The sequence below is a fragment of the Rhodococcus sp. 14-2496-1d genome (assembly GCF_002259365.1).
Taxonomy (GTDB): Bacteria; Actinomycetota; Actinomycetes; order Mycobacteriales; family Mycobacteriaceae; genus Rhodococcoides.
The window spans coordinates 187,312-209,752 of sequence record NZ_NPFV01000010.1 but is presented as its reverse complement, the minus strand read 5'-3'; the positions used below and the strand labels follow the sequence as shown (position 1 = coordinate 209,752).

General features: G+C 65.1%; 21 protein-coding genes and 1 pseudogene. 9 read left to right on the top strand and 13 right to left on the bottom strand.

What is annotated here, in order from left to right; genetic code table 11:
* The first annotated feature begins 32 nt into the window (after window positions 1-32).
* The 5 genes from CH296_RS07825 to CH296_RS07805 are packed head-to-tail and all read left to right on the top strand — an operon-like array spanning window position 33 to window position 5,362.
* Window positions 33-1,064: a sugar-binding transcriptional regulator gene (locus CH296_RS07825; protein WP_045197341.1), complete on the top strand. Its 1,032-nt coding sequence runs from the start codon at window positions 33-35 to the stop codon at window positions 1,062-1,064.
* 14 nt (window positions 1,065-1,078) lie between these two features.
* Window positions 1,079-2,413, top strand: a complete 1,335-nt coding sequence (locus CH296_RS07820; protein ID WP_032396685.1) for a sugar ABC transporter substrate-binding protein — start codon at window positions 1,079-1,081, stop codon at window positions 2,411-2,413.
* Window positions 2,410-3,360: a carbohydrate ABC transporter permease gene (locus tag CH296_RS07815; protein ID WP_045197339.1), complete on the top strand. Its 951-nt coding sequence runs from the start codon at window positions 2,410-2,412 to the stop codon at window positions 3,358-3,360. Before CH296_RS07820 ends, CH296_RS07815 begins: the two co-directional genes overlap by 4 nt.
* Window positions 3,360-4,244: a carbohydrate ABC transporter permease gene (locus CH296_RS07810; RefSeq protein WP_094630571.1), complete on the top strand. Its 885-nt coding sequence runs from the start codon at window positions 3,360-3,362 to the stop codon at window positions 4,242-4,244. The genes CH296_RS07815 and CH296_RS07810 overlap by 1 nt, the downstream gene beginning before the upstream one ends.
* An 11-nt stretch (window positions 4,245-4,255) precedes the next feature.
* Window positions 4,256-5,362, top strand: coding sequence for an ABC transporter ATP-binding protein (locus CH296_RS07805; RefSeq protein WP_032396682.1), 1,107 nt, complete (start codon window positions 4,256-4,258; stop codon window positions 5,360-5,362).
* On the opposite strand, the gene CH296_RS28865 is transcribed toward CH296_RS07805, so the two are convergent.
* A complete protein-coding gene (locus CH296_RS28865; protein ID WP_179277658.1) occupies window positions 5,359-5,499 on the bottom strand; it encodes a hypothetical protein in 141 nt (46 codons plus the stop codon). The genes CH296_RS07805 and CH296_RS28865 overlap by 4 nt on opposite strands.
* On the bottom strand, window positions 5,496-5,858 hold the full coding sequence (locus CH296_RS28565) for a DUF3995 domain-containing protein (protein ID WP_143546338.1): 363 nt from the start codon (window positions 5,856-5,858) through the stop codon (window positions 5,496-5,498). Before CH296_RS28565 ends, CH296_RS28865 begins: the two co-directional genes overlap by 4 nt.
* A gap of 50 nt (window positions 5,859-5,908) precedes the next feature.
* Between CH296_RS28565 and CH296_RS07795 the strand changes: the two genes are divergently transcribed.
* Entirely contained in the window at window positions 5,909-7,624 is a 1,716-nt protein-coding gene (locus tag CH296_RS07795) for an AMP-binding protein (RefSeq protein WP_371828379.1), read from the top strand.
* A 68-nt stretch (window positions 7,625-7,692) separates the two neighbouring features.
* On the opposite strand, the gene CH296_RS07790 is transcribed toward CH296_RS07795, so the two are convergent.
* The 3 genes from CH296_RS07790 to CH296_RS07780 form a co-directional block, all read right to left on the bottom strand.
* Window positions 7,693-8,478, bottom strand: a complete 786-nt coding sequence (locus CH296_RS07790; protein ID WP_094684458.1) for an alpha/beta fold hydrolase — start codon at window positions 8,476-8,478, stop codon at window positions 7,693-7,695.
* Window positions 8,479-8,573: 95 nt separating this feature from the next.
* The gene (locus tag CH296_RS07785) at window positions 8,574-10,190 is read right to left on the bottom strand and encodes an ABC-F family ATP-binding cassette domain-containing protein (RefSeq protein ID WP_094684421.1); all 1,617 of its coding nucleotides are present in this window, start codon (window positions 10,188-10,190) and stop codon (window positions 8,574-8,576) included.
* Between the two features lie 133 nt (window positions 10,191-10,323).
* Window positions 10,324-10,869, bottom strand: coding sequence for a hypothetical protein (locus tag CH296_RS07780; protein WP_094646074.1), 546 nt, complete (start codon window positions 10,867-10,869; stop codon window positions 10,324-10,326).
* A 91-nt stretch (window positions 10,870-10,960) separates the two neighbouring features.
* On the opposite strand from CH296_RS07780, the gene CH296_RS07775 reads away from it, so the two are divergent.
* The 3 genes from CH296_RS07775 to CH296_RS07765 all read left to right on the top strand — a co-directional run bounded on the left by CH296_RS07775 (window position 10,961) and on the right by CH296_RS07765 (window position 15,338).
* Complete coding sequence (locus CH296_RS07775; RefSeq protein WP_094657510.1) at window positions 10,961-12,790, top strand: penicillin-binding transpeptidase domain-containing protein; 1,830 nt, start codon at window positions 10,961-10,963, stop codon at window positions 12,788-12,790.
* A gap of 95 nt (window positions 12,791-12,885) precedes the next feature.
* Window positions 12,886-14,547 carry an NTF2-like N-terminal transpeptidase domain-containing protein gene (locus CH296_RS07770; RefSeq protein ID WP_179277665.1) on the top strand — a complete coding sequence of 554 codons (1,662 nt, stop codon included), beginning with the start codon at window positions 12,886-12,888 and terminating at the stop codon, window positions 14,545-14,547.
* 44 nt (window positions 14,548-14,591) lie between these two features.
* Window positions 14,592-15,338, top strand: coding sequence for a sulfite exporter TauE/SafE family protein (locus CH296_RS07765; protein ID WP_032396677.1), 747 nt, complete (start codon window positions 14,592-14,594; stop codon window positions 15,336-15,338).
* On the opposite strand, the gene CH296_RS07760 is transcribed toward CH296_RS07765, so the two are convergent.
* The 8 genes and pseudogenes from CH296_RS07760 to CH296_RS07725 form a co-directional block, all read right to left on the bottom strand.
* Complete coding sequence (locus CH296_RS07760) at window positions 15,323-16,552, bottom strand: MFS transporter (RefSeq protein WP_082073831.1); 1,230 nt, start codon at window positions 16,550-16,552, stop codon at window positions 15,323-15,325. The two genes, CH296_RS07765 and CH296_RS07760, sit on opposite strands and share 16 nt — an antisense overlap.
* On the bottom strand, window positions 16,545-17,975 hold the full coding sequence (locus tag CH296_RS07755; RefSeq protein WP_179277664.1) for an FAD-dependent oxidoreductase: 1,431 nt from the start codon (window positions 17,973-17,975) through the stop codon (window positions 16,545-16,547). The genes CH296_RS07760 and CH296_RS07755 overlap by 8 nt, the downstream gene beginning before the upstream one ends.
* Window positions 17,876-18,931, bottom strand: a complete 1,056-nt coding sequence (locus tag CH296_RS07750; RefSeq protein WP_094684418.1) for an ArsO family NAD(P)H-dependent flavin-containing monooxygenase — start codon at window positions 18,929-18,931, stop codon at window positions 17,876-17,878. The genes CH296_RS07755 and CH296_RS07750 overlap by 100 nt, the downstream gene beginning before the upstream one ends.
* 5 nt (window positions 18,932-18,936) lie before the next feature.
* On the bottom strand, window positions 18,937-19,353 hold the full coding sequence (locus CH296_RS07745; protein WP_094683403.1) for a low molecular weight phosphatase family protein: 417 nt from the start codon (window positions 19,351-19,353) through the stop codon (window positions 18,937-18,939).
* Complete coding sequence (locus CH296_RS07740; protein ID WP_094646068.1) at window positions 19,350-19,772, bottom strand: arsenate reductase ArsC; 423 nt, start codon at window positions 19,770-19,772, stop codon at window positions 19,350-19,352. Before CH296_RS07740 ends, CH296_RS07745 begins: the two co-directional genes overlap by 4 nt.
* Window positions 19,772-20,860 carry an ACR3 family arsenite efflux transporter gene (arsB, locus tag CH296_RS07735; RefSeq protein ID WP_094683404.1) on the bottom strand — a complete coding sequence of 363 codons (1,089 nt, stop codon included), beginning with the start codon at window positions 20,858-20,860 and terminating at the stop codon, window positions 19,772-19,774. The genes CH296_RS07740 and arsB overlap by 1 nt, the downstream gene beginning before the upstream one ends.
* The gene (locus CH296_RS07730) at window positions 20,857-21,219 is read right to left on the bottom strand and encodes a helix-turn-helix transcriptional regulator (protein WP_094683405.1); all 363 of its coding nucleotides are present in this window, start codon (window positions 21,217-21,219) and stop codon (window positions 20,857-20,859) included. The genes arsB and CH296_RS07730 overlap by 4 nt, the downstream gene beginning before the upstream one ends.
* A 31-nt stretch (window positions 21,220-21,250) precedes the next feature.
* Window positions 21,251-22,434 (bottom strand): annotated as a pseudogene (locus tag CH296_RS07725) (APC family permease).
* Between the last annotated feature and the right edge of the window lie 7 nt (window positions 22,435-22,441).

The window sequence follows — 22,441 nt, the reverse complement described above, 5'->3', positions numbered from 1 at the left end:
TGAGCATCTGCTCACATTTCAGGGAGGCGGACATGGACGGATCGACGTCCGGCACCGGGGGAGCGAAGCCTTCGCGGTCCGGAGAGGATCTACGCCTGGCTCTGCGCGCCGCAACCATGTACCACCTCGAAGGCGCGACTCAGGCCGAGATCGCCGTGAAGCTCGGCGTCTCGCGCCCGACAGCAGGCCGGCTCGTTGCACGGGCTCGCACCCAGGGTCTGGTGACGATCGAGATCAACGTTCCCGACGATCTCCAGGGCACCGTCCACGCCGAACTCGAACGGGAACTCGAGGCGCAGTTCGGATTGACCGAGGTGCTCGTCGTATCGGACGTCATCGACGGCACCGATGCCGGCTACGGGTCCCTGGGTCGCGCGGCGGCGACGTTGCTCTCGCGTCGCCTCAAGGATCAGGACGTTCTCGGCTTCACCTGGGGACCCGAGACGGTGGCGGTTGCGAGCTCGTTGAAGACGCGATCCACCAAATGTGCTGCGGTGGTGCAACTCGACGGTTCCATCACTTCGGCCGACTACCAGACCGGCGTCGAATACACGCTCGGGCGGTGTGCTGCGTACCTGCAGGCGACACCCATCAGGCTCAATGCGCCGCTGTACGCAGATCAGGCGACGGTTGTTGCGTTGGAGCAGGATTCGGTGATCTCACGCGCCCTCAAGGCCGGGACCGATGCCGATGTGATGATGTACGGCATCGGTCCCGTTTCCACGTCCACCACGTTGTTCGAGGGCAGCTTCATCGACCTCGAGGTGCTCGACGAACTGCGTCGACTCGGTGCGGTCGGTGAGATCGGCGGCCGGTTCTACGACGCCGAAGGCAACGACACCGGAGGATCGCTTCCCGGCCGAACCGTCTCGGTGGGACTCGACGCCATCAGGGCCTGCGATCGGGCTGTGCTCGTCACCGGCGGACAGCGCAAACACGAAGCGTTGCTCGGTGCTCTGCGGGGTGGCCTGGCCTCGATCCTGGTCACCGATATCGAAAGTGCACGTTGGCTCGTTGCGCAAGCTCCAGCAACGGCGACCTCCAATGGAAAGGTATTTCAGTGAGGGTATTACCGAAAGTGGTTGTCGCGGGCTCGCTCGCGACGACCTTGGTTCTGTCCGGATGTGCCGGTGCCGGCTCGTTCGGTGGTGACGGTGACGGTACGACGATCACCGTTGCGATCGTCTCGAATTCGCAGATGTCCGACGCCATCTCGCTTGCTCCGGAGTTCGAGGCGGAAAACCCTGGCATCAACCTGAAGTTCGTGTCGCTGTCGGAGAACGAGGCCCGTGCCAAGATCACGGCCTCGGTCGCGACCGGTGGCGGCGAGTTCGACGTGGTGATGATCAGCAACTTCGAGACCCCGCAGTGGGCCGAGAACGGTTGGCTGACCAACCTTTCCGAGTACGCGGACGCCACGCCGGGGTACGACGAGGACGACTTCATCCCGACGTTGAAGGAGTCGCTGTCGTACGAGGGCAGCATGTACTCCGTGCCGTTCTACGGTGAGTCGTCGTTCCTGATGTACCGCAAGGATCTCATGGAGGCCGCAGGCATCACGATGCCGGAGGAGCCGACGTGGCAGCAGGTGGCCGATGCCGCCGCGGCACTCGACAGCCCCGGCCTCTCCGGAATCTGCCTGCGCGGCAAGCCCGGTTGGGGTGAGGTGCTCGCGCCGCTCAACACCGTCATCAACGCGTTCGGCGGCCGCTGGTACGACGAGAACTGGAACGCTCAGTTGAACAGTCCCGAGGTACGAGAAGCCGTGCAGTTCTACGTCGACACCGTGCGTGAGCACGGTCAGGCCGGCGCGGCCACCAGTGGCTTCAGCGAGTGCGGAACGCAACTCTCGCAGGGCAACACCGCAATGTGGTACGACGCCACCTCGGCCGTCTCGGTACTCGAGGACCCGTCGTCGAGCAATGTCGTCGGGCAGATCGGTTACGCCAAGGCCCCGTCGGCGGCCAAGGGCGACAACGGTTGGTTGTACTCCTGGGCCCTCGGAATCCCCAAGACCAGCGAGGCTCCCGACGACGCGTGGAAGTTCGTCTCGTGGATGACCAGCAAGGAGTACCTGAACAAGGTCGGTAACGAACTCGGTTGGGAGCGGGTGCCTCCCGGTAGTCGCCTGTCGACCTACGAGATTCCCGAGTACGCGGAGGCGTCGGCGGCCTACGGTCAGCTGACCCTCGACTCCATCGACAGTGCCGACCCGAACAACCCCACCGTGGATCCGGTTCCGTACACCGGAGTCCAATTCCTGACCATTCCGGAGTTCCAGGACCTCGGTACCCGGGTCAGTCAACAGATCAGTGCCGCAGTCGCCGGGCAGATCAGTGTCGACGACGCTCTCGATCAAGCGCAGCAATACGCCGAAGTGGTCGGCAGGACCTACCAGGAGGACCAGGGATGACCACCACCGAAGAACGGACGGCTCCGGCCGGACCGGAGAAGTTCGTACCGAGACCGAGGACGATCTCCAAGGCCGAGGGGTGGCGTCGGCGCGGACCGCTGTTGCCCGCCTTGGTGTTCGCCATCATCGTCACCCAGATTCCGTTCCTGTTCACGCTGTACTACTCGACGCAGTCCTGGAACCTCGTTCGTCCCGGTTCGCGTGAGTTCAACGGTCTGAACAACTACATCGACGTCTTCCGCGACAGTCAGTTCCGCGAGGTCGCGATGAACACCGTGATCATGATCGTCGGAACGGTGATCATCTCGGTGGTGCTCGGTCTGGCCCTGGCGTTGCTGCTCGATCGAAAGTTCATCGGGCGCAGCCTCATTCGCACGCTGCTGATCACCCCGTTCCTCGTCACCCCGGTCGCCGGTGCGCTGATCTGGAAGACCACGATGTTCGATCCCGTCTTCGGTCTGATCAATTTCGCGCTGAGCCCGTTCGGGGTCGGCGAGATCGACTGGGTCTCGCGGTTCCCGCTGGCCGCGGTCATGACGAACCTGGTGTGGCAGTGGACGCCGTTCATGATGCTGCTCATCCTCGCCGGGCTGCAGTCCATGCCCAAGGACATCGCCGAGGCCGCACGCGTCGACGGGGCGGGCCCGTTCAAACTCTTCCGCGAGTTGACGTTGCCGCACCTGCGCCGGTTCATCGAACTGGGCACGGTTCTCGGTGCCATCTACCTCGTCAACACCTTCGACGCCGTCTACATGATGACCTCCGGTGGACCGGGAGTCGCGTCGGCCAACCTGCCGTTCTACATCTACCAACGGGCCTTCCTCGGATTCGACATCGGTCAGGCCGCGGCCATGGGTGTCGTCACCGTGGTGGCGACCATCATCCTCAGCACTCTGGCGCTGAGACTGATCTTCAAGAGCTTCAGCGCAAACGAGGAGGCGGCGTGATGAGCACGGCAACCACGAGCAAGAACAAGGCCGTCACACAGACCTCCGACGGCCAGGAGATCCGCAAGAAGAGCAAGTGGGGCCCGGGCACGGTCTGGTCGTTCGTCGCCTGGGTGGCCGGCATCGCCTTCTTCTTCCCGGTGCTCTGGATGGTCATCACCGGCTTCAAGCAGGAGGCCGACGCCTACTCCAACCCGCCGAAGCTGATCTTCACCCCCACCCTCGATCAGTACCGAGGTGTCCTCGAGAGCGGCATCGGCACCACCCTGCTGAACTCGGCGTTCGCGACGATCGTGTCGACGATTCTGGTTCTGCTGCTGGGTGTTCCAGCGGCGTTTGCGCTGTCGCTGCGGCCGGTCAAGAAGACCCAGGACGTGCTGTTCTTCTTCATCTCCACCAAGATGCTGCCCGTCGTGGCCGTCATCGTTCCGCTGTACGTCATCGTCGGTGACATCGGCATGCTCGACAACATCTGGGCCCTGGTGGTCCTCTACACCGCGATGAATCTTCCGATCGCCGTATGGATGATGCGTTCGTTCTTCATGGAGGTGCCGGCCGAACTGCTCGAGGCCGCCAGCATGGACGGTGCGTCGCTGTGGACCTCGGTACGCGAGGTGATCCTGCCGCTCGTCTCTCCCGGTATCGCGGCGACGTCGTTGATCTGCGTGATCTTCTCGTGGAACGAGTTCTTCTTCGCCGTCAACCTCACTGCCGTTCAGGCCCAGACGATTCCGGTGTACCTCGTCGGATTCATCACCGGCCAGGGCCTGTACTGGGCCCAGCTGTCCGCCGCTGCGACGTTCGCAGCACTCCCCGTCGTCCTTGCCGGATGGTTCGCGCAGAACAAGCTCGTGCGCGGTCTGTCCTTCGGCGCCATCAAATAGGAGAAAGTCTCATGGCTGCAATCAAGTACAAGAAGGCATCCTGCGTCTACGAAGGTGCCGATTCGCTCGCCGTCGATTCCCTCGACCTCGAGATCGAGGACGGCGAGTTCGTCGTCCTGGTCGGACCCTCCGGCTCCGGCAAGTCCACCGCCCTGCGCATGCTCGCCGGTCTCGAAGAGATCGACGGTGGCGCAATCGAAATCGGCGGCAAGAACATGGTGGGCGTTCCGTCCAAGGACCGCGACATCGCCATGGTCTTCCAGAACTACGCGCTCTACCCCAACAAGACCGTCGGGGAGAACATGGGCTTCGCGCTCAAGATGCGCGGAGTGAGCCTCGAGAAGCGTCAGGCACGCGTCGCGGAAGCGGCCCGTCTGCTCGATCTCACTGAGTACCTCGACCGCAAGCCCGGCAAGCTCTCGGGCGGCCAGCGTCAGCGAGTTGCCATGGGCCGCGCAATCGTTCGCGAACCGCAGGTGTTCTGCATGGACGAGCCGCTGTCCAACCTCGACGCCAAGCTACGGGTGCAGACGCGTACGCAGATCGCGGCGCTGCAGCGCAGACTCGGCACCACGACGGTCTACGTCACCCACGATCAGGTCGAGGCCATGACGATGGGCGATCGCGTCGCCGTCCTGCGCGGCGGCAAACTGCAGCAGTTCGCCTCTCCCACAGACCTGTACGACAACCCCGTCAACGCGTTCGTCGCAGGATTCATCGGCTCCCCGGCGATGAACCTGATGACGGTACCCATCGGCTCGGGCGGCGTGCAGATCGGCAAGTTCCTGCTCCCGCTCGAACGCGACGAACTGACCAAGCTCGCGAGCCTGGGAATCGACGAGGTCACCATCGGAATGCGGCCCGAGAATCTCGGCATCGTGCACGGTGGCGGTGAAGGATTCGAAGGAAAGGTCGATCTCATCGAGGAGTTGGGCAGCGAGTCCTACGTCTACGCACACCTCGACGACCCGAAGGTCAAGGGGCTCGACGGGGGACCGGTGTCGTTGGTGGCGCGTTCGGCAGTACGTGCCCCGGCGAGGATCGGCGAGAGCATCGGCCTGACACGCCTCGACGGTGCGATCCACCTCTTCCACCCCGAGACGGGGGAGCGCATCTAACGCGGCTGGTACGCGGTCTTTCGCGCGAGGATCAGTGCCGTCAGAAGCGCGGCACCCCAGAGCAGGAAGATGCCGTCGAAGAACAAGTGCCCGTACTTGACACTTCGATTCTCGTCCGATGCGATCGAGCCGATCACCGCGCCGACGAACGACGCCCGCCCCAGAGGATCAGCAGCACCGAGCCGGGCCAGGAGATGCCGAGGATCAACGACGGCATCCTGGTCCGGTTCTGTGCTGCCAGGCGCGGCCGGTTCATGTACGCCAGGGCCGGAAGAATCGCCGCGCCGAGTTCGACCAACGCGAGCACCAGCAGTGCCGTTCGCGCTGCCGCCGGGTCGCTGTCGACCCACTCCGTGGCGAAGGCACCGACGGTATCGAGCATCCACCGTCCACCTGCGGCCCAATAGCCGGAAAATGCTTCGTGGACTGTCCCCAGTGCACCTGCGATCGCGAAGTATCCGATGGCCACGGTGGTCGAGGCCAGCCGAGTTGCCACCCCCGTTCAGGGGTAGCGAGCAATTGTTCATCTCACCTACCGTGACGGTGATGGGCATCACACGCGCAGGAGGAAACATGGCCGAATCGGCATACACGGCATTCAGGAACGCTCGCGATCTACTGCTCGACGCCTACGGCGAGTACGACCGCGCCGTCGACACTTTCGAGTGGCCGTCGTTCGGTGAGACGTTCAACTGGGCGATCGACTGGTTCGACGCGATCGCACGAGGCAACGACGGCACCGCGCTGTGGATAGTCGAGGAGGACGGCAGCGAGGCCAAGTACAGCTTCGACGACATCGCTCGTCGCTCCGACCAGGTTGCCCGGTGGCTCGAACAGCAGGGAATCGGCCGCGGTGACTCGGTGATCCTGATGCTCGGCAATCAGGTGGAGTTGTGGGAAGCAATGCTCGCGGTCATGAAGCTGGGCGCGGTCCTGATGCCGACCACCACGGCCATCGGATCCTCGGACCTGACCGACCGCGTGGTACGCGGCAATGCGCGAGCAGTGATCGTGAACCCCTCGGACACCGGCAAATTCGACGATGTCCCCGGTGACTACCTGCGTATCGCCACCTCCGCCTCCGACGGTTGGGTCGACTATTCCGGGGCCCGTGATGTCGAAGCTCGATCGTTCGAGTCGGTGACCGCTCCCACCGACCGACTGCTGATGTACTTCACCTCCGGCACCACCAGCAAGCCCAAACTCGTCGAGCACACTCAGATCTCCTATCCCGTAGGGCATCTGAGCACCATGTACTTCCTCGGGCTGCGCCCGGGAGACGTGCACCTGAACATCAGCTCCCCGGGGTGGGCCAAGCACGCGTGGAGTTGCTTCTTCGCCCCGTGGATCGCCGAGGCGACCATCTTCATCTACAACTACGGCAAGTTCGACGCGAAAGCACTGCTCGAGCAGATCCGGCGCGCCGAGGTGACGACGTTCTGCGCACCACCGACCGTGTGGCGCATGCTGATTCAGGCCGATCTCGCCGGCGGCGGCGGCTCGCTCCGAGAGGCGATCGGAGCCGGTGAACCGCTCAATCCCGAGGTGATCTCGAGGGTCCAGCAGGAGTGGGGCCTGAGTATCCGCGACGGGTTCGGGCAGACGGAAACCACTGCACTGGTGGCCAACACGCCCGGTGCGGTACTCAAGTCCGGCTCCATGGGTAGGCCGTTGCCGGGCGTCCCGGTGGTGATCGTCGACCCCACCACCGGCGAACTCGCCGACGAGGGCGAGATCTGCCTCGACCTGGCCCAGCACCCGTTCAACCTGATGACCGGCTACCTCGGTGACCCCGAACGCAATGCCGCCGTCATGGCCGACGGTTACTACCACACCGGCGACGTCGCATCACGGGACTCCGAGGGGTACATCACCTACGTCGGCCGCACCGATGACGTGTTCAAGGCCTCGGATTACAAGATCTCCCCGTTCGAGCTCGAAAGCGTACTCATCGAACACCCCGCCGTTGCCGAGGCAGCAGTGGTGCCCGCCCCCGACGAGACGCGACTGGCCGTTCCCAAGGCATACGTGGCATTGGCGTCGGGCTGGGAACCCAACGAGGACACCGCATTCGAGATCTTGAAATACGCACGCGAGCACCTGGCTCCGTTCCTGCGCGTGCGTCGCATCGAATTCTTCGAGCTACCGAAAACGATCTCCGGCAAGATCCGCCGTGTGGAATTGCGCGCTCGTGAGGATGCGGCCGTGGGTCCGCTGGAGACCGAGTGGCGCGACGACCAGTTTCCTGCGCTGAAGAGGTGATGTGACTGTCCACAATTTGCCTGCGGAGACGGGATCCCGATTCTCGAGGCGAATTGTGGACGCTCAGGTCACCTGCCCCAGAACCGTTCGAGGACGCCGAGCACTTCTGCGGACGCCGCCATCGTCGTCGCATGATCGAATCCGCGGATGACATGCAATTCGGAGTTCGGTACCAACGCTGCGGCAGCGCGCGTGTCGTCGAGCCGGGTGCCGTCCTGCGAGCCGACGTAGAACAGCGACGGCTGGGTGAAGTGCTGCAACGTCTCGTCCGGTATTCCGGGATCGGCGTCATTGGCTCGGATGTACGCAGCCATTGCCTGAGCGTCGTTGGCGGAGAACACCGCTCGCGTACCGGGATCGATCGGGAACATGCGGTGGTTGTTCCACGCCTCGAGGAACCCGTCCATGCCACTGTGCTCCAACACATCCGCGCATCCCGGGAAGAACAGGCGATCGAACGCTCCGGCCTGAGCGCCGTGACTACCGCCGCCCACGGCCAGTGATCGCACTCGTTCGGGCCTCGCCGCGGTCAACGCCAAGCCCGCCCGGGCCCCGAACGAATAGCCGAGATAGTCGACGGTGTCGACACCCACTGCGTCGAGCACCGCAGTCAGATCGCCGACGATGATGCTCATCGCATACGCGTCGGGAGTATGGGGCTTGTCGCTGCGGCCGTGCCCGCGACTGTCGATCAGAATCAACTGCCGACTGCCGCGCAGCGCCTTCACATACCCGAACGTCCGCCAGATCGTGTGCGTCAGAAAACTGCCGTGCACCATCAACAGGGGTGGGCCTGACCCCACCACCGTGTACGCAATCCGTGTCCCATCGTCTGCATTCGAGGCGTACTCCACCCCGCGATTCTTGCCCACTGCGCCTGTGGGTCGCTCCGCAGGCTCCACTCCGGTCCACTCAATGTGACATTGACCCCCGAAAAGGCCACTGAACGTCACATTGACTCCTCACGGGTGGGCGCTTCTCTGGTGGGCGCTTCTTCGGGTGACTCGACGGTCGGGGTGAGGTCGATGGTGCGGGTCGGGCCGATGGCGTCGAGGAACGGTCGATCGTGGCTTGCGACGATCAGTGCACCTTCGAATGTCTCGAGTGCGTCGATGAGGTGTTGTCGGCTGGTGATGTCGAGGTTGTTGGTTGGCTCGTCGAGCATCAGTAGTTTCGGAGCGGGCTCTGCCAGCAGAATTCGTGCCAGTGCGGCGCGCAGTCGCTCTCCTCCGGAGAGGGTCGCGACGACGGCGTCGGCGTCGGATCCGCGGAACAGGAAGCGCGCGAGTTGGCCTCGGATTCGTTCGGCGGTGGCCTGTGGCGCGACGTCTGCGACGTTGTCGGCGACGGTGCGAGCCTCGTCGAAGATGTCGAGTCGCTGCGGTAGGTACTTCCACGGAACCTCGGCTCCGGTGGCGTCCAGAGCCCGTAGCAGTGTGGTCTTGCCGCTGCCGTTCGGCCCGACCAGAGCGATTCGTTCGGGACCGACGACAGTGAGCTCGTCGTGGGTCAGAACGACCTGTCCGGGATGGACTTTCGTTGCCGGGAGGTCGACGCGTATCTCGCGGTCGTCGCGCACGAGGTCCTCGGCGGCCGAGAGCGACGATCTGGCGTCGTCGACGCGATCGGTGTGGGTACCGCGTAGCTTTCCGGCCGATTCCTGTGCGGCGCGTTTTCGCGCACCCATGATGATCTTGGGTTCGCGCTTCTGCTCTTCCATCTTCTTGCCGTACCGCAGACGGCGGTCGAGTTTGATTCGGGTGTCGATCAATTCGCGTTCCTGCTTGCGGACGTCGTTCTTCGCGTCGCGGACCGTTGCCCGCGCCGCCTCCTGTTCGGCGTCGATCACCGAGCGATAGTGCCGGTAGTTGCCGCCGAACATGCGCAGCCGCGAGACTCCACTGCGCTCTGCCCGCACCTCGGCGATGGAGTCGACGCGTTCGAGCAGTTCGAGGTCGTGAGTGCACACGATCAGCACACCCGAATACCCGTCGACCGCTGTGTACAACCGTTGTCGCGCAACCCGATCGAGGTTGTTGGTCGGTTCGTCCAGCAGTAGTACGTCGGGCTCGGCCAGTAGCTCCGCGGTGAGAGCGAGCAGCGTGGCCTCGCCGCCCGACAGGGTGCCGATTCGGCGATCCAGGTCGTGGAGGGACTCGACGACGCTGCCGAGGCCGAGCTTGTCCAGCAACGCCAGAGCGCGTTCCTCGATGTCCCAGGCCGACCCGACGACTGCGAAGTCTTCCTCGTCGGCGGAACCGGATTCGATGCGATGCAATGCTTCTCGCACCGAATCGATGGCCAGTACCCGATCCACGGGTAGATCGGGGTCCAGTGTGATGTCCTGTCGCAGGTAGCCCAAGACGCCCGGCATCGTGATGGAACCTCGTTGCGGTACCAATTCCCCGGCGAGCAACCTCAGTAAGGTCGACTTCCCCGCGCCGTTGGAACCGACGAGACCTGTTGTGCCGCTGGTAAAGATGGCCGACAAGGCGTCGAACACGGGGTCGCCGTCGGGCCAGGAGAACGTCAGGTTCGAGACAGAAAGGGAGGATGAGTGAGGCATGGGCGCTCCAAAGGTGTGCATGCGGACGATCTGCAGGCGTCTAGGACCTTTGGAAGAGCAATGGCCTCTCCGAATCTGTGGGCAGCAGGGCAGGACCCACGCTAACCCCGAACCCCGCGAGCGCGCAATCGAATTAGATCGTCGGACCCTTCTTGCGTAGATCGTCGACCGTCTCCATGGCGCCGCGGAGCTCGTCCAACCACTCCTGGGTGTGTTCTCCGACCAGCTTGACGGCCCACGCGAGGGCGTCCGCGCGGGAGCGAGCGACGCCGGCGTCGACGAGGGTGTCCAGGACGCGACGCTCGGGCTGACGCAGGCGGGTCATGACCGGTACCGCGAGGTGGGTGAACAGGACCACGTCGGATCCGGTCCTCACACCCCAGGCGACCTTGCGTCCGTATCGCTTCTCGGCCTCGGCGGCGATCTGCATGCGGTCGCCGCGGGTCGTTTCTCGGAACCGTGCGATGCGACCCTCGTTGGTGGCCGGTGAAGTGTCCGGCTCTGCAGGCAATGTTCCGACGACGACGATCTCCTCTCGGTCGACCTCGACCGAGGCGGCACCGTCGAACCAGGTGTCCGGGAGTCGGCCACCGAACCAGTCGGCGGCGTCGGTGGCGTCCGGAATGTCTGCGTGCTGCCAGCCGCCGGGGCGGCCGAACGAGCGTCCGTTGGGTTTCATGAGGACTCCTTCGGTTGTGTTGTAAGACTGATTACATAATTACACCTCCTTTCGAGATCGTGCCACCAGTGTTTCGCGTACGCACTGGGGCATGATCGACCCCGTGCGCACTTCGAGAAGACCCACGACTCTGGCCGCGATCGTGTCCGTACTGGCATTGGTGCTCGCCGCCTGCGGTCAGAGTGGGCCCGATCAGCCGCAGACTGTCGCCGAGCAGTTCGCCGCCGCGGTCAACAGTGCGAACATCGACCAAGCGGCTGCGTTGACCACCGATCCGGCCGGCGCGACGGCAGCCCTCACCGAGCTGTACGACGGGCTTTCGGCGGGCGGAACGGTGACGGCAACTCCCGATTTCGAGGCCACCGACGCCAACGCCGATACCGGCACGTTCACGTTGAATGCCGGTTGGCGCTTCTCGACGACCACCGACGGCACCGCCGAACCCGACGGCGAGCCGAAGGAATGGAACTACACGACCTCGGCGACCGCGGCGGAGACCGAGCAGGGTTGGAAGATCACGTGGGATCCGGCGATGTTGGTGCCGGGCCTGACGGCCGACTCGTCGGTGCGCTTCACACCGACCGACGCGCTCGTCGCGCCGCGCATCTTCGACGGCAACGGCGTCGAGCTGATGTCGCAGCAGGTGGTCACACTGGTCAACGTCGATGCGACGGCCGATCCCGTGGCTGTCGCGAACCTCGTCGGATCCGTCGTCCCGGGTATCACCGCCGAGTACGTCACCTCGACTGTGGCTGCAGCGCAGGGGAATTCGGCCACCATCGTATTGCTTCGTCAGGCGGACATCGACCCCATCGGTGCTCAGCTCGCGACCGTTCCCGGAGTCACCCTGGCCCCGCAGACGCGGTTGCTCGCCACCGACCGCAACCTGGTGTCGCCGGTCCTCAACGACCTCACGACGCTGTGGGAGCAGGAGCAGGCGGCCAATCGTGGATGGGCTGTACAGGCTGTTGCAGCGGACGGCACCGTCACTCCGCTGGCGGGACGCGATGCCGGAACCGGCGACGATATTGCGACCACCCTGGATTCGGCACTGCAACTCAAAGCCGAGAATGCCCTTGCGTCGCTGCCGCAGCAGGCGGCCATCGTCGCGCTTCGGCCGTCGACGGGGGCGGTTCTGGCAGTGGCGCAGAATGCCGCCGCCGATGCCGAGGGCCCGATCGCGCTGACCGGCCTGTACCCGCCGGGGTCGACGTTCAAGACGGTGACCACCTCGGCTGCACTGCAGTCCGGTGCCGTCACCCCCGATACCGTGCTGCCGTGCCCGGCGACGGAGAACATCGAAGGCAGGCAGATCCCGAACGACGACAACTTCGATCTCGGCGACGTGCCGCTCCACACCGCCTTCGCCAAGTCCTGCAACACGACGATGGGCCGCCTCGGTGTGGCACTCCCGCCGAACGGACTGACCGACGCGGCCGCGCAGTACGGCCTCGGCGTCGACTACGTCACCCCCGGTCTGACGACCGTCACCGGCTCGGTCCCGTCGGCCGACACCCCGGCGCAGCGCGTGGAGTCCGCCATCGGTCAGGGGCAGGTGACCGCGTCGCCGTTCGGAATGGCGCTGGTCGCGTCGTCGATCGCGAACAACGGATTGCTGCCGCCGACGGTCGTCGTCGGAGAGCCGGGCGTGGGCAACATGCAGCCGGCAGCGGTGAACCCGCAGGTCACCGAGCAGATCAAGACCATGATGCGCGAGACGATCACCGGCGGCACAGCGACGGCTCTCAATGACATCCCCGGGTTGCTCGGCAAGACCGGCACCGCGGAGTTCGGTGCCAACAACGAAGGCGCCCACGGTTGGTTCGTCGGGATCTCGGGCGATCTCGCGTTCGCGGTGTTCGTGAACGACGCGGGCAGTTCGGGCCCGGCCATCGAGGCTGCGGGTCGTTTTCTGCGGTGAATCGGCTGCGGCCGAGTCTCAATCGTGACCGGCTCGTATGAATCCCGTGCTTGTTACTCGTGTGACTACAGTGAATATTGTGACTCATGAGTTCTATGAGTCGTGCCCGTCGTGGCCCGCGCAAGGTCCGCGGTCGCTACCTCGTCGCCGTTGCAGCATCGGCGACGTTGACGGTCTCGGCAGTGTTCTGGATGGTCGATCGCCCGCCGAGCGAGGCCGAGGTGCTGGTCTCGAAGTTCGTCGACGCCCTGGACAACCGCGATGTCGCGGCCGCTGCCGCGATGACGACCTACCCGAACGCCGCGACGGCCGCGCTGAACCAGATGTTCGACGGCTTGTCGGCCGGTGGCACGTCCACCGGTGACTTCGACCTGACCCAGTACATGGACCTCTCGGACGAGAGTGGATTCTTCACCCTCGCGTCCGCCTGGAACTTCGGTGAGGGCAAGGACTGGAAGTACAGCGCACAGGGCTCGACCAAGAAGCTCAGCGTGGGTTGGCGCATCGCGTGGGATCCGGCCACCCTCGTCCCCGACCTCACCTCGGGCGGATCGGTCCGCTACACCCGGACCGACGCCGCCCCGCCGCTGATCTTCGACGCCGCGAACAACGTGCTGATGAGCGAGCGCACCATCAACGCCATCTCCCTCGACCCGGCGCAGATGAGCGATCCGGCCACGTCCACGGCGCAACTAGCGGATGTCATCGACGTCGTCGCCCCGCTCATCACCTCCGAATCGATGCTGGCCGAACTGAATTCGGCCGGCGGCGCACCGATCACCGCCGTGACCTTGCGTGACGACGACTTCGCCGTCCTCGAAGACGACCTGCGCGCCGTGCCGGGCGTCGTGGTCTCGCCGCAACCCAAACTGATCGTCGACGATCGTCGGATCACCTCTCCCGTGCTGGATTCGCTGCGCGCCGCATGGCAGGAAGGACGCGACGCCACCGCAGGCTGGGCCGTCGACACCTACACCGTCGACGGAACGGGCGAACGCCGCGTCGGATTCCAAGGACCGGGCGGGCCGGACCTGCACGCGACACTCGATCCGCGCATCCAGTTGGCAGCCGAGAATGCGGTCGTCATGGCGGGATCGTCGGCGTCGATCGTCGCCGTGTCCACCTCGACCGGCGCGATTCTCGCTGCGGCACAGAACAGTTACGCCAACGAGCAGGGCGACGTGGTGTTCGGGGGCTCCTACCCGGCAGGCACCGCGTCTGAGCTCGTGCGGGCCGTGCAGTCCGATCGCGGCGACGACAGTGCCGAAGACGCAGCTGCCGGCTTGGGTCTCGGTATCAACTACTCGATGCCAGGGCTCGACGCCCACACAGGATCTCCCGCCGCCAGCCGCAGTGCGATCGACGGCATCAGGACCGTGTCCACTGCCTCCGGTGACGAGGCGACCGTGACTCCGTTCGGACTCGCGCAGATGGCAGCCGCGATCTCTCGGGGCAGCGCTCCGACTCCGGCGATCGTCGCGGGGCAGACTGCAGTCGCCGATCGAGAGTCCCAGGCAATGGGGTCGGATGCGGTAAACCGGTTGCGCGGCATACTCGCCGACTCGTCGAGCAGTAGCGGTCTCGACACGTTCGACGGTGTGCAGGGATTCGCCGGGGACAGTGGCGACGACCGCTTCGTCCTCGCCACCAGTGGTGACGTCGCATTCGCGGTGTACATCGAGGACGCGGACGGTGGTGACCAGGCAGTGCGGATGACGAGCCGGTTGCTGCAGGAGATGGCGAACCCCGTCGAATGAGCCTGAGGTTCAGGCCAGATAGTTAGGCGCGGTAGTTTCATTCGGTGACTGTGCTCGATTTCGGACTTCTGGTGGTGGCCGGGTTCTTCGCCGGGCTCATCGGGTTCGTCACCGGGCTCGCATCGCTCGTGTCCTACCCTGCTCTGCTCGCAGTGGGTTTGCCTGCGGTATCGGCGAACGTGACGAACACTGTTGCGTTGGTCGCGGCCGGTGTCGGAGCGACGGTGAGCTCCTCGGCCGAGCTGGCCAAGGACGGTAAGCAGTTGGTTCGCTACGCGATCTACTCGGCGCTGGGCGGCACCACGGGTGCGATTCTGCTGCTCAACACGCCGGACGGTTCGTTCGAGGTGGTCGTGCCGTTCCTGGTCGCTATGGCAGCCATCGCGCTACTGCTGCAGCCGAGTATCCGAAAGCTGTCCGGAGGCAGGCAGTTTCCGACGCTCTATCCGCTGGCGCTGTTCGCGGTCGCGATCTACGGCGGCTACTTCGGGGCCGGGGCCGGGGTCATCTTCCTCGCGCTGGCATTGATCTGCACGGCGGATACGTTCTGGCGCGCAAGCGTTCTGAAGAGCTTCTTCCTCGGTATCGCGAACCTGATTGCCGCGATCATCTTTTCGTTCTCCGGTCAGGTGAACTGGTGGGCTGCGCTCGCGCTGGCGATCGGTTGCTTCGCCGGCGGTGCCTGCGGGCCACCGACGGTCAAGGTGATCTCGCCGATCATTCTGCGTATTGCGGTCGGGATTCTGGGGCTCGGTCTCGCCGGGTGGCTGGGGTATCAGGCCTTCGGCTGACGGTCGGTGTTCGGCATGCTCAGCGCAGCCAGCCCGACGGCGGTCAGCGCCAGAAGGCCGAGAATCACGTACGCACCCGAGTAGCTTCCGGTCCATTCGGCGAGCACGGCACCGGCCCAGGGGGCCGAGGCCATCGCGATGACGATCGGCGCAGACATGATGCCGCTCAGATGCCCGTACTGGCTCGGACCCCAGCGATCGGTGATGGCGGTGGCCTGGACGAGTGTGAACAGTCCGCGCGCGAGTCCGGCACCGATCGCGACGGCGATCAGCGCCACGACCGAGGTGGCGACGCCGAGCAGGATGGTCGACAGGGCAGTTGCGGCGATGATCCCTACGGTCCTGGTTCGGGTACCGGCGAAGCGTTGCAACGGAAGGTAACCGATGCGGCCGAGCACCTGCCCGGCTCCGCCGAGACCGAGAGCCGTTGCCGCGAGAGCGGTATCGGCACCGTGTTCGATCAGCAGCGGAACCAGATTGAAGATTCCGGCGAACGCGACGAAGCCGGTGACGCTCATCGCTGCGGTGAGCATGACGAACGGACGACTACGGACGGTCTGTGCAGCAGGTACTGCTCGCGCGTGCCCGGACTCACCCGTCGACGGCCACTGTCCGCGCAACCCGATCGAGTGCGCGGGAACGGTGACGATCAGTAGGACGACTGCGAGTACGAGATACGTTCGACGCCAATCGGAGTGGCTCGACAGGATCGCCGTCAGCGGAGCGAAGACCGTACTGGCCAGTCCCGCGGCCAGAGTGAGGATCATCAGGGCTCGGACGCGGTCGGTGCCCCACCACCGTGTCAGTGCAGCGAACGCAGGGGGATACAGCACCGCCCCCATGGCGATACCGGCCACGAACCATCCGAGAAAGAACAGCGGAAGTGTCGGGGACGTCGCGATGAGAACCAGCGCGGGTATCGCGAGAATCGACCCTGCGCTCATCACCCAGCGCGGTCCGCGGCGGTCCAGGATGCGACCGACGGGAACTCCGACCAATGCTGCAACGAACTGGCCGATCGAGAACGCGGCCACGATCGACGTCGTCGACCATCCGGTATCCGCGGAGATCGCAGGCGACAGAACGGGGAAGGCGTAGTACAGAATTCCCCAGCTGGTGATCTCCGTGACGCACAGAACCGACAGGATTCGGCGTCGCCCCGGGTGCGAAATTTCCAGGGGCAACGCCGAATCCACCGCCGCAGAGTCAGTCACGCGACGGTGCGCCGAGAGTGATCAACTCCGGCGCAGCAGGGGCACCGCAGCAACCGCCGCTCGACGGGGCGTCGGGCTCGTCGAACAGGCCCGCGCCGCCGCAGACTCCGGTGTCGGGAAGCGTCAGCTCCACTTTCCGCGCGCCCTCGTGGTCACCCGCGAGTTCGGCTGCGATGCTGCGGACCTGCTCGTATCCGGTCATCGCCAGGAATGTCGGTGCACGGCCGTAGCTCTTCATGCCCACCAGATACAGGCCCGGCTCGGGCTGGGTGAGTTCCTCGACGCCGTGCGGTGACACCGATCCACACGAATGCAGGTTCGGATCCACCAACTCGGCGACGAACTTCGGTGCCTGCAGGGTGGGGTCGAGGTCGAGACGAACCTCGGACAGCCAGGACAGATCCGGGCGGAACCCGGTCAGTGCGACGACGCGGTCGACGTTCTCGATGCGCGATCCGGTGTCACCGATCAGAGCGAGCCGATCACCCTCCACTGCAACCGTTTCGGTGCGGAAGCCCGAGACCACGGTGAGGAATCCGTCGTCGACCGCCTTCTTGGCGCGCTGACCGAGAGCGCCGCGAGCGGCCAGTTCGTCCGCGTCCCCGCCGCCGAAGACCTCCGCGGTCACGCCTCGACGCACGGCCCAGGTGAGCGTCGTACCGGGCTCTTCCGCGGCGAGTTCGGCGAAGGTGATGATCGCGGTCAGCGCGGAATGGCCGCTGCCGGCGATGACGATGTGCTTGCCTGCGAACGTGGATCGAGTGGCCGGGTCGGTCAGATCGGGGACCCGGTAGTCGATTCTGTCGGCGGAGAACTTCTCGCCGATGGCCGCAAGCCCCTCGCTACCCAGTGGATTCGGTGATCCCCAGGTGCCCGACGCATCGACGACCGCGCGGGCGAGAACGCGTTCCTCGCTGCCGTCGGAATGCCGGATGTGCACCGACAGCGGCTCGGTGTCGCGGCCGGCGTCGACGACGCGGTCGCGGCCGCGGCGGGCTACGCCGACCACCTCGGAGTCGACCCGGACGGCATCGCCGAGAACGGCGGCCAGGGGCGCGAGGTACTGCTCCACCCATTCGCGTCCGGTGGCGTAGGTGTCGCCGTCCGGCGCGGTCCAGCCGGTGGATTCGAGCAGCCGGGCGGCCGCGGGGTCGACGACCTCGGACCACGGGGAGAACAGTCGAACGTGATTCCACTCGGACACTGCCGATCCGGCAGACGGTCCGCGTTCGAGAACGACTACCTGGGAACCGGTTTCGGTCAGATGCGCCGCGGCGGCGAGACCGATGGGCCCTGCGCCGACCACCACTACGGGGTACGTGTTCATGACGGATCCACCTTTCTGCTGTTGACGATGGTGTCCACGGCTGCACGCGCTGTGCGGCCGACACCGATGAGCGTTGCCGACGCCGGGCCGGTCCAGTCGCCGTAGCCGAGAAGAACCACGTTCGGTTCGTCTTGAACATGGTTGCCGTCCAACACGATTCCCGACCCGTCGGCGTGCAGGTGCAGTGGCCGCAGGTGACGGAGAGCAGGGCGGAACCCGGTGCACCAGACGATCGCATCCAGCCGCTCTGTGGTGTGCCCGTCGGTGACACCGTCGGAGGTGAGCGCGGTGAACATCGGCCTGGCATGCAGAACTCCACGATCGCGAGCCTCTCGCACCGGCGGGACCATCACGATGTCTCCCAGACCGGCGACCCCGCCGGAATCCGCCTCGCCCGCAGAAAGAGCGCGAGCTCGATCGCTGGCGACATCGAACAACACTCGGCCGTCCACATCATCGGGGAGAAACCTCGGCTCGCGGTTGGTGAACCACGTGGTGTCGGCGACAGTGGAGATCTCGGCCAGAATCTGCGCAGCCGAGTTCCCTCCACCGACGATGCCCACGCGCTTGCCTGCGAAGGAATCGGGCACGCGGTAGTCAGCGGCATGCAGCTGGGTCCCGCCGAACTCGCGGATGCCCGGGTAGCTCGGCCAGAACGGTCGCGACCACGTTCCGGTGGCATTGACGATCGTTGTGGCGCAGTAGGAGTCACAGTCGGTATCGACTCGATAGCCGTCGGTCGTACGATGCACCGACTTCACCTCGACGGGCCTGCGCACCGGCAACTCGTACTTCTTCTCGTATGCCCGCAGGTAGTCCACGACGTGCGATGCCGGAGGGAACCCGCTCGGCCAGCGTGGCATCGGCCAACCGGGGAGTCTCGAGTACTCGGCAGGCGAGAACAGGTGCAGCGACGGCCAGTAGTCCTGCCAGCAGCCTCCCGCATGCGTCTGGTCGTCGAGGATGACGAAGTCCAGCCCGGCTCGTCGCAGGTAGTAACCGGCGGCCAGTCCTGCCTGACCGCCGCCGATCACCACCACCTCCGAGTTCATTCGAGTCAACCGTCGGTGCCGCGCAATCGGGACGCGAGTTCCTCGACTCGAGCGGCGATCTCGTCGCGCACCAGACGCATCCGTTCGATTCCGTCGATACCGCGTTCGGACGGCTCGTCGGTGTTCCAGTTCTCGAACGTCGGACCGTCGACGGGATCGACCTTCGCCTCACTCCCGAGGGTGATCACGTAGTCGATGCGAGACAACAACTTCGGGTCGATCGGCTTCGGCTGTTCACCGGCCAGGTCGACGCCGACTTCGAGGAGCGCCTCGGCCGAGAGTGCATTGACCGTTCCGCTCGGCTTCGTTCCCGCCGAGTGCACCTCCACTGCATCGCCGACGGCCTTGCGCATCAGACCGGCCGCCATCTGAGACTTGCCGCCGTTCTTGACGCAGACGAACAGCACGCTCGGTGTCGTCATGACACCGAACTCTGCTTGGCCGGAACCAGTTCGGCGATCAGGTCTTCGATGCGGCTCCTGATCTCGTCGCGAATCGGCCGGACCGCCTCGACGCCTTTGCCTGCCGGGTCGGCCAGTGCCCAATCGCGGTAGCTCACTCCGGGGAACACCGGGCACGCGTCACCGCAGCCCATGGTGATCACGACGTCGGATGTCTCGACGGCTTCCGGGGTCAGAATCTTCGGGGACTGGGACGAGATGTCGATGCCGACCTCGGCCATGGCCTCGACCGCTGCGGAGTTGACGGTGTCCGCGGGAGCGCTTCCGGCGGAACGCACTTCGACGGCGTCGCCGGCGAGATGAGTCAGAAATCCGGCGGCCATCTGAGATCGGCCGGCGTTGTGAACACAGACGAACAGAACGCTGGGGGTGGCGGACATCAGAATTCCTTCGGGGACGTGGTCGTGGACACGGCGGGGGAGAAGCGTTTGCGCAGTGCGAGCGAGACGTAGACGAGGCCGACCAGCACTGGTACCTCGATGAGTGGTCCGACGACTCCGGCGAGGGCTTGCCCGGATGTCGCCCCGTAGGTCGCGATGGCGACGGCGATCGCCAGCTCGAAGTTGTTGCCTGCTGCGGTGAACGCGAGGGTGGTCGTGCGTTCGTAGCCCAGACCCATCGCGGCACCGAGGGCGTAGCCGCCGCCCCACATCACCGCGAAGTACACGAGCAGTGGCAGCGCGATACGCACCACGTCGAACGGCTGTGACGTGATCTGATCACCCTGCAGCGCAAAGAGAACGACGATGGTGAACAGCAGGCCGTAGAGCGCCCACGGGGCGATCCTGGGGATGAACTTCTCCTCGTACCATTCGCGGCCCTTGGCGCGTTCGCCGAAGAAGCGAGACGCGAATCCCGCTATCAACGGGATTCCGAGGAAGATGAGGACCGACTTGGCGATCTGCCACGGCGACGCCTCGATGGTCGTCTGGTCCAGGCCCAGCCAGCCGGGCAGAACCGAGAGGTAGAACCATCCGAGGACCGCGAACATGAACACCTGGAACACCGAGTTGATCGCGACCAGAACCGCGGCGGCTTCTCGGTCGCCGCAGGCGAGGTCGTTCCAGATGATGACCATCGCGATGCATCGAGCGAGGCCGACGATGATCAGGCCGGTTCGGTATTCGGGCAGGTCGGGAAGGAAAAGCCATGCGAGAGCGAACATCAGGGCCGGACCGAGGACCCAGTTGAGCACCAACGAGCCGACCAGCAGGCGCTTGTCTCCGGTGACGGTATCGAGGCGGTCGTAGCGAACCTTGGCCAGTACCGGGTACATCATGATCAGCAGTCCGATGGCGATCGGAAGTGACACCCCGTCGATCGAGATGGCCGACAGCGTGTCGTTCAGCCCGGGGATCATGCGTCCCAGGAGCAGACCCACGACCATGGCCACGCCGATCCACACGGGCAGGAACCGGTCGAGGGTGGAGAGCTTGCCGACCACGGCAGTATCGGTTTTCGTGCTCATGCCATGACCTCCGTGGACTCTGCAGCGTTCAGTACTGCGGAAAGTTGCTGCAGGGCAGCGGGAATCACCGAGTAGTACACCCAGGTTCCGCGCCGTTCGCAGTCGAGCAGCCCGGCTTCGCGCAACACCTTGAGGTGGTGGGAGATGGTGGGTTGGGAGAGGTCGAATGCGGGGGAGATGTCGCAGACACATGCTTCGCCGCCTGCATGGCTGGCGACGAGGCTGAGCAGTCGCAGTCGGACGGGATCTCCCAGTGCCTTGAACATGCGGGCGAGATCTCCGGCCCAGTCCGCGGTGAGGGGCTCACGGACCAGCGGCGAGCAGCATTCGCCGTCGACGGGAAGGTCCTGATTCGACATCCGTCTATATTGACGTCTACCGAACCAGGCGTCAAGTGAACAGTTGCCGAACCCGAAGGAGGCGGTACCCGACACCGAGCGCGACCACGACGGTTCCGACGACGATGGACGGCACCGGCAACGTGGCGATCAGCACCACGCATCCGATGCTGCCGATGACCTGGAGGGGGCGTGGGTAGCGGCGATGCTCGGCATCCTGGGTGAACGCGCTCAGATTGGCCACCAGGTAGTAGAGCAAGACCCCGAACGACGAGAAGCCGATGGCGTCACGCAGATCCACTGTCAGGACCAGCACGGAGACGATCACAGCCAGGGTGATCTCGGCGCGATGTGGCACCGAGTACCGCGGGTGGACTGCGGCCAGATACGACGGCAGGTCGCGATGGCGGGCCATCGCCAGGGAGGTGCGGCCGATGCCGGCGATCAACGCGAGCAATGCCCCCAGCGCAGCCAGGCCGGCACCGATCCGCATCACCGGCGACGCCCACGAATGTCCCGACGCCACCGCGAGATCGACCAATGGGGCAGACGACGAGGCCAGGAGTTCGGGGCCGAGAACCGTCAACAAGGTCACCGCAACGAGCGTGTACACCAGCAATGCGATACCGAGCGCGGAGACGATGGCGCGTGGGATGGTCCGTTCGGGTCGGACGACCTCCTCGCCGAGGGTCGCGATGCGCGCATAGCCCGCAAAGGCGAAGAACAGCAGTCCCGCCGACTGCAGAATGCCGTACCACCCGTTCTCGGTGAGCGACCCGAGTCCGTCGACGGCGGGAACGGACGAGCCGGTGAGGCCGAGGACCACTGCGATGACGAGGACGGTGAGGACGGCGGTGACCAAGATCTTCGTCAGCACGGCCGTGCGGGTGATGCCGAAGTAGTTCACCGTGGTGAGCGCTGTGATGGCAAGTATCGCAACGAGTTCGGTGTAACCGGCAGGTGCGACATAGGCTGCGAACACCAAAGCCATGGCCGCCGAACTCGCGGTCTTACCGATTACGAACGTCCACCCGGCCGCAAAGCCCGGCCACTCGCCGAGCCGCTCACGGCCGTAAACGTACGTGCCGCCCGACGTCGGATACTGCGCGGCCAGCTGGGCCGAGGAGGTGGCGTTGCAGAATGCGACGACCGCAGCGACGGCCAAACCGATGAGCAGGCCCGCCCCTGCGACGGCCGATGCGGGAGCGAACGACGCGAACACCCGGCCCCGACCATCGAACCG

Bases quoted from the DNA above. Each gene is read 5' to 3' on its own strand.
- CH296_RS07740 (WP_094646068.1), bottom strand. From the start codon at position 19,772: ATGTCCGCCACCCCCAGCGTTCTGTTCGTCTGTGTTCACAACGCCGGC.
- arsB (WP_094683404.1), bottom strand. From the start codon at position 20,860: ATGAGCACGAAAACCGATACTGCCGTGGTCGGCAAGCTCTCCACCCTC.
- CH296_RS07780 (WP_094646074.1), bottom strand. From the start codon at position 10,869: ATGAAACCCAACGGACGCTCGTTCGGCCGCCCCGGCGGCTGGCAGCAC.
- CH296_RS07730 (WP_094683405.1), bottom strand. From the start codon at position 21,219: ATGTCGAATCAGGACCTTCCCGTCGACGGCGAATGCTGCTCGCCGCTG.
- CH296_RS07795 (WP_371828379.1), top strand. From the start codon at position 5,909: ATGGGCATCACACGCGCAGGAGGAAACATGGCCGAATCGGCATACACG.
- CH296_RS07815 (WP_045197339.1), top strand. From the start codon at position 2,410: ATGACCACCACCGAAGAACGGACGGCTCCGGCCGGACCGGAGAAGTTC.
- CH296_RS07810 (WP_094630571.1), top strand. From the start codon at position 3,360: ATGAGCACGGCAACCACGAGCAAGAACAAGGCCGTCACACAGACCTCC.
- CH296_RS07745 (WP_094683403.1), bottom strand. From the start codon at position 19,353: ATGACGACACCGAGCGTGCTGTTCGTCTGCGTCAAGAACGGCGGCAAG.
- CH296_RS07805 (WP_032396682.1), top strand. From the start codon at position 4,256: ATGGCTGCAATCAAGTACAAGAAGGCATCCTGCGTCTACGAAGGTGCC.
- CH296_RS07750 (WP_094684418.1), bottom strand. From the start codon at position 18,931: ATGAACTCGGAGGTGGTGGTGATCGGCGGCGGTCAGGCAGGACTGGCC.
- CH296_RS07775 (WP_094657510.1), top strand. From the start codon at position 10,961: ATGATCGACCCCGTGCGCACTTCGAGAAGACCCACGACTCTGGCCGCG.
- CH296_RS07825 (WP_045197341.1), top strand. From the start codon at position 33: ATGGACGGATCGACGTCCGGCACCGGGGGAGCGAAGCCTTCGCGGTCC.
- CH296_RS07785 (WP_094684421.1), bottom strand. From the start codon at position 10,190: ATGCCTCACTCATCCTCCCTTTCTGTCTCGAACCTGACGTTCTCCTGG.
- CH296_RS07770 (WP_179277665.1), top strand. From the start codon at position 12,886: ATGAGTCGTGCCCGTCGTGGCCCGCGCAAGGTCCGCGGTCGCTACCTC.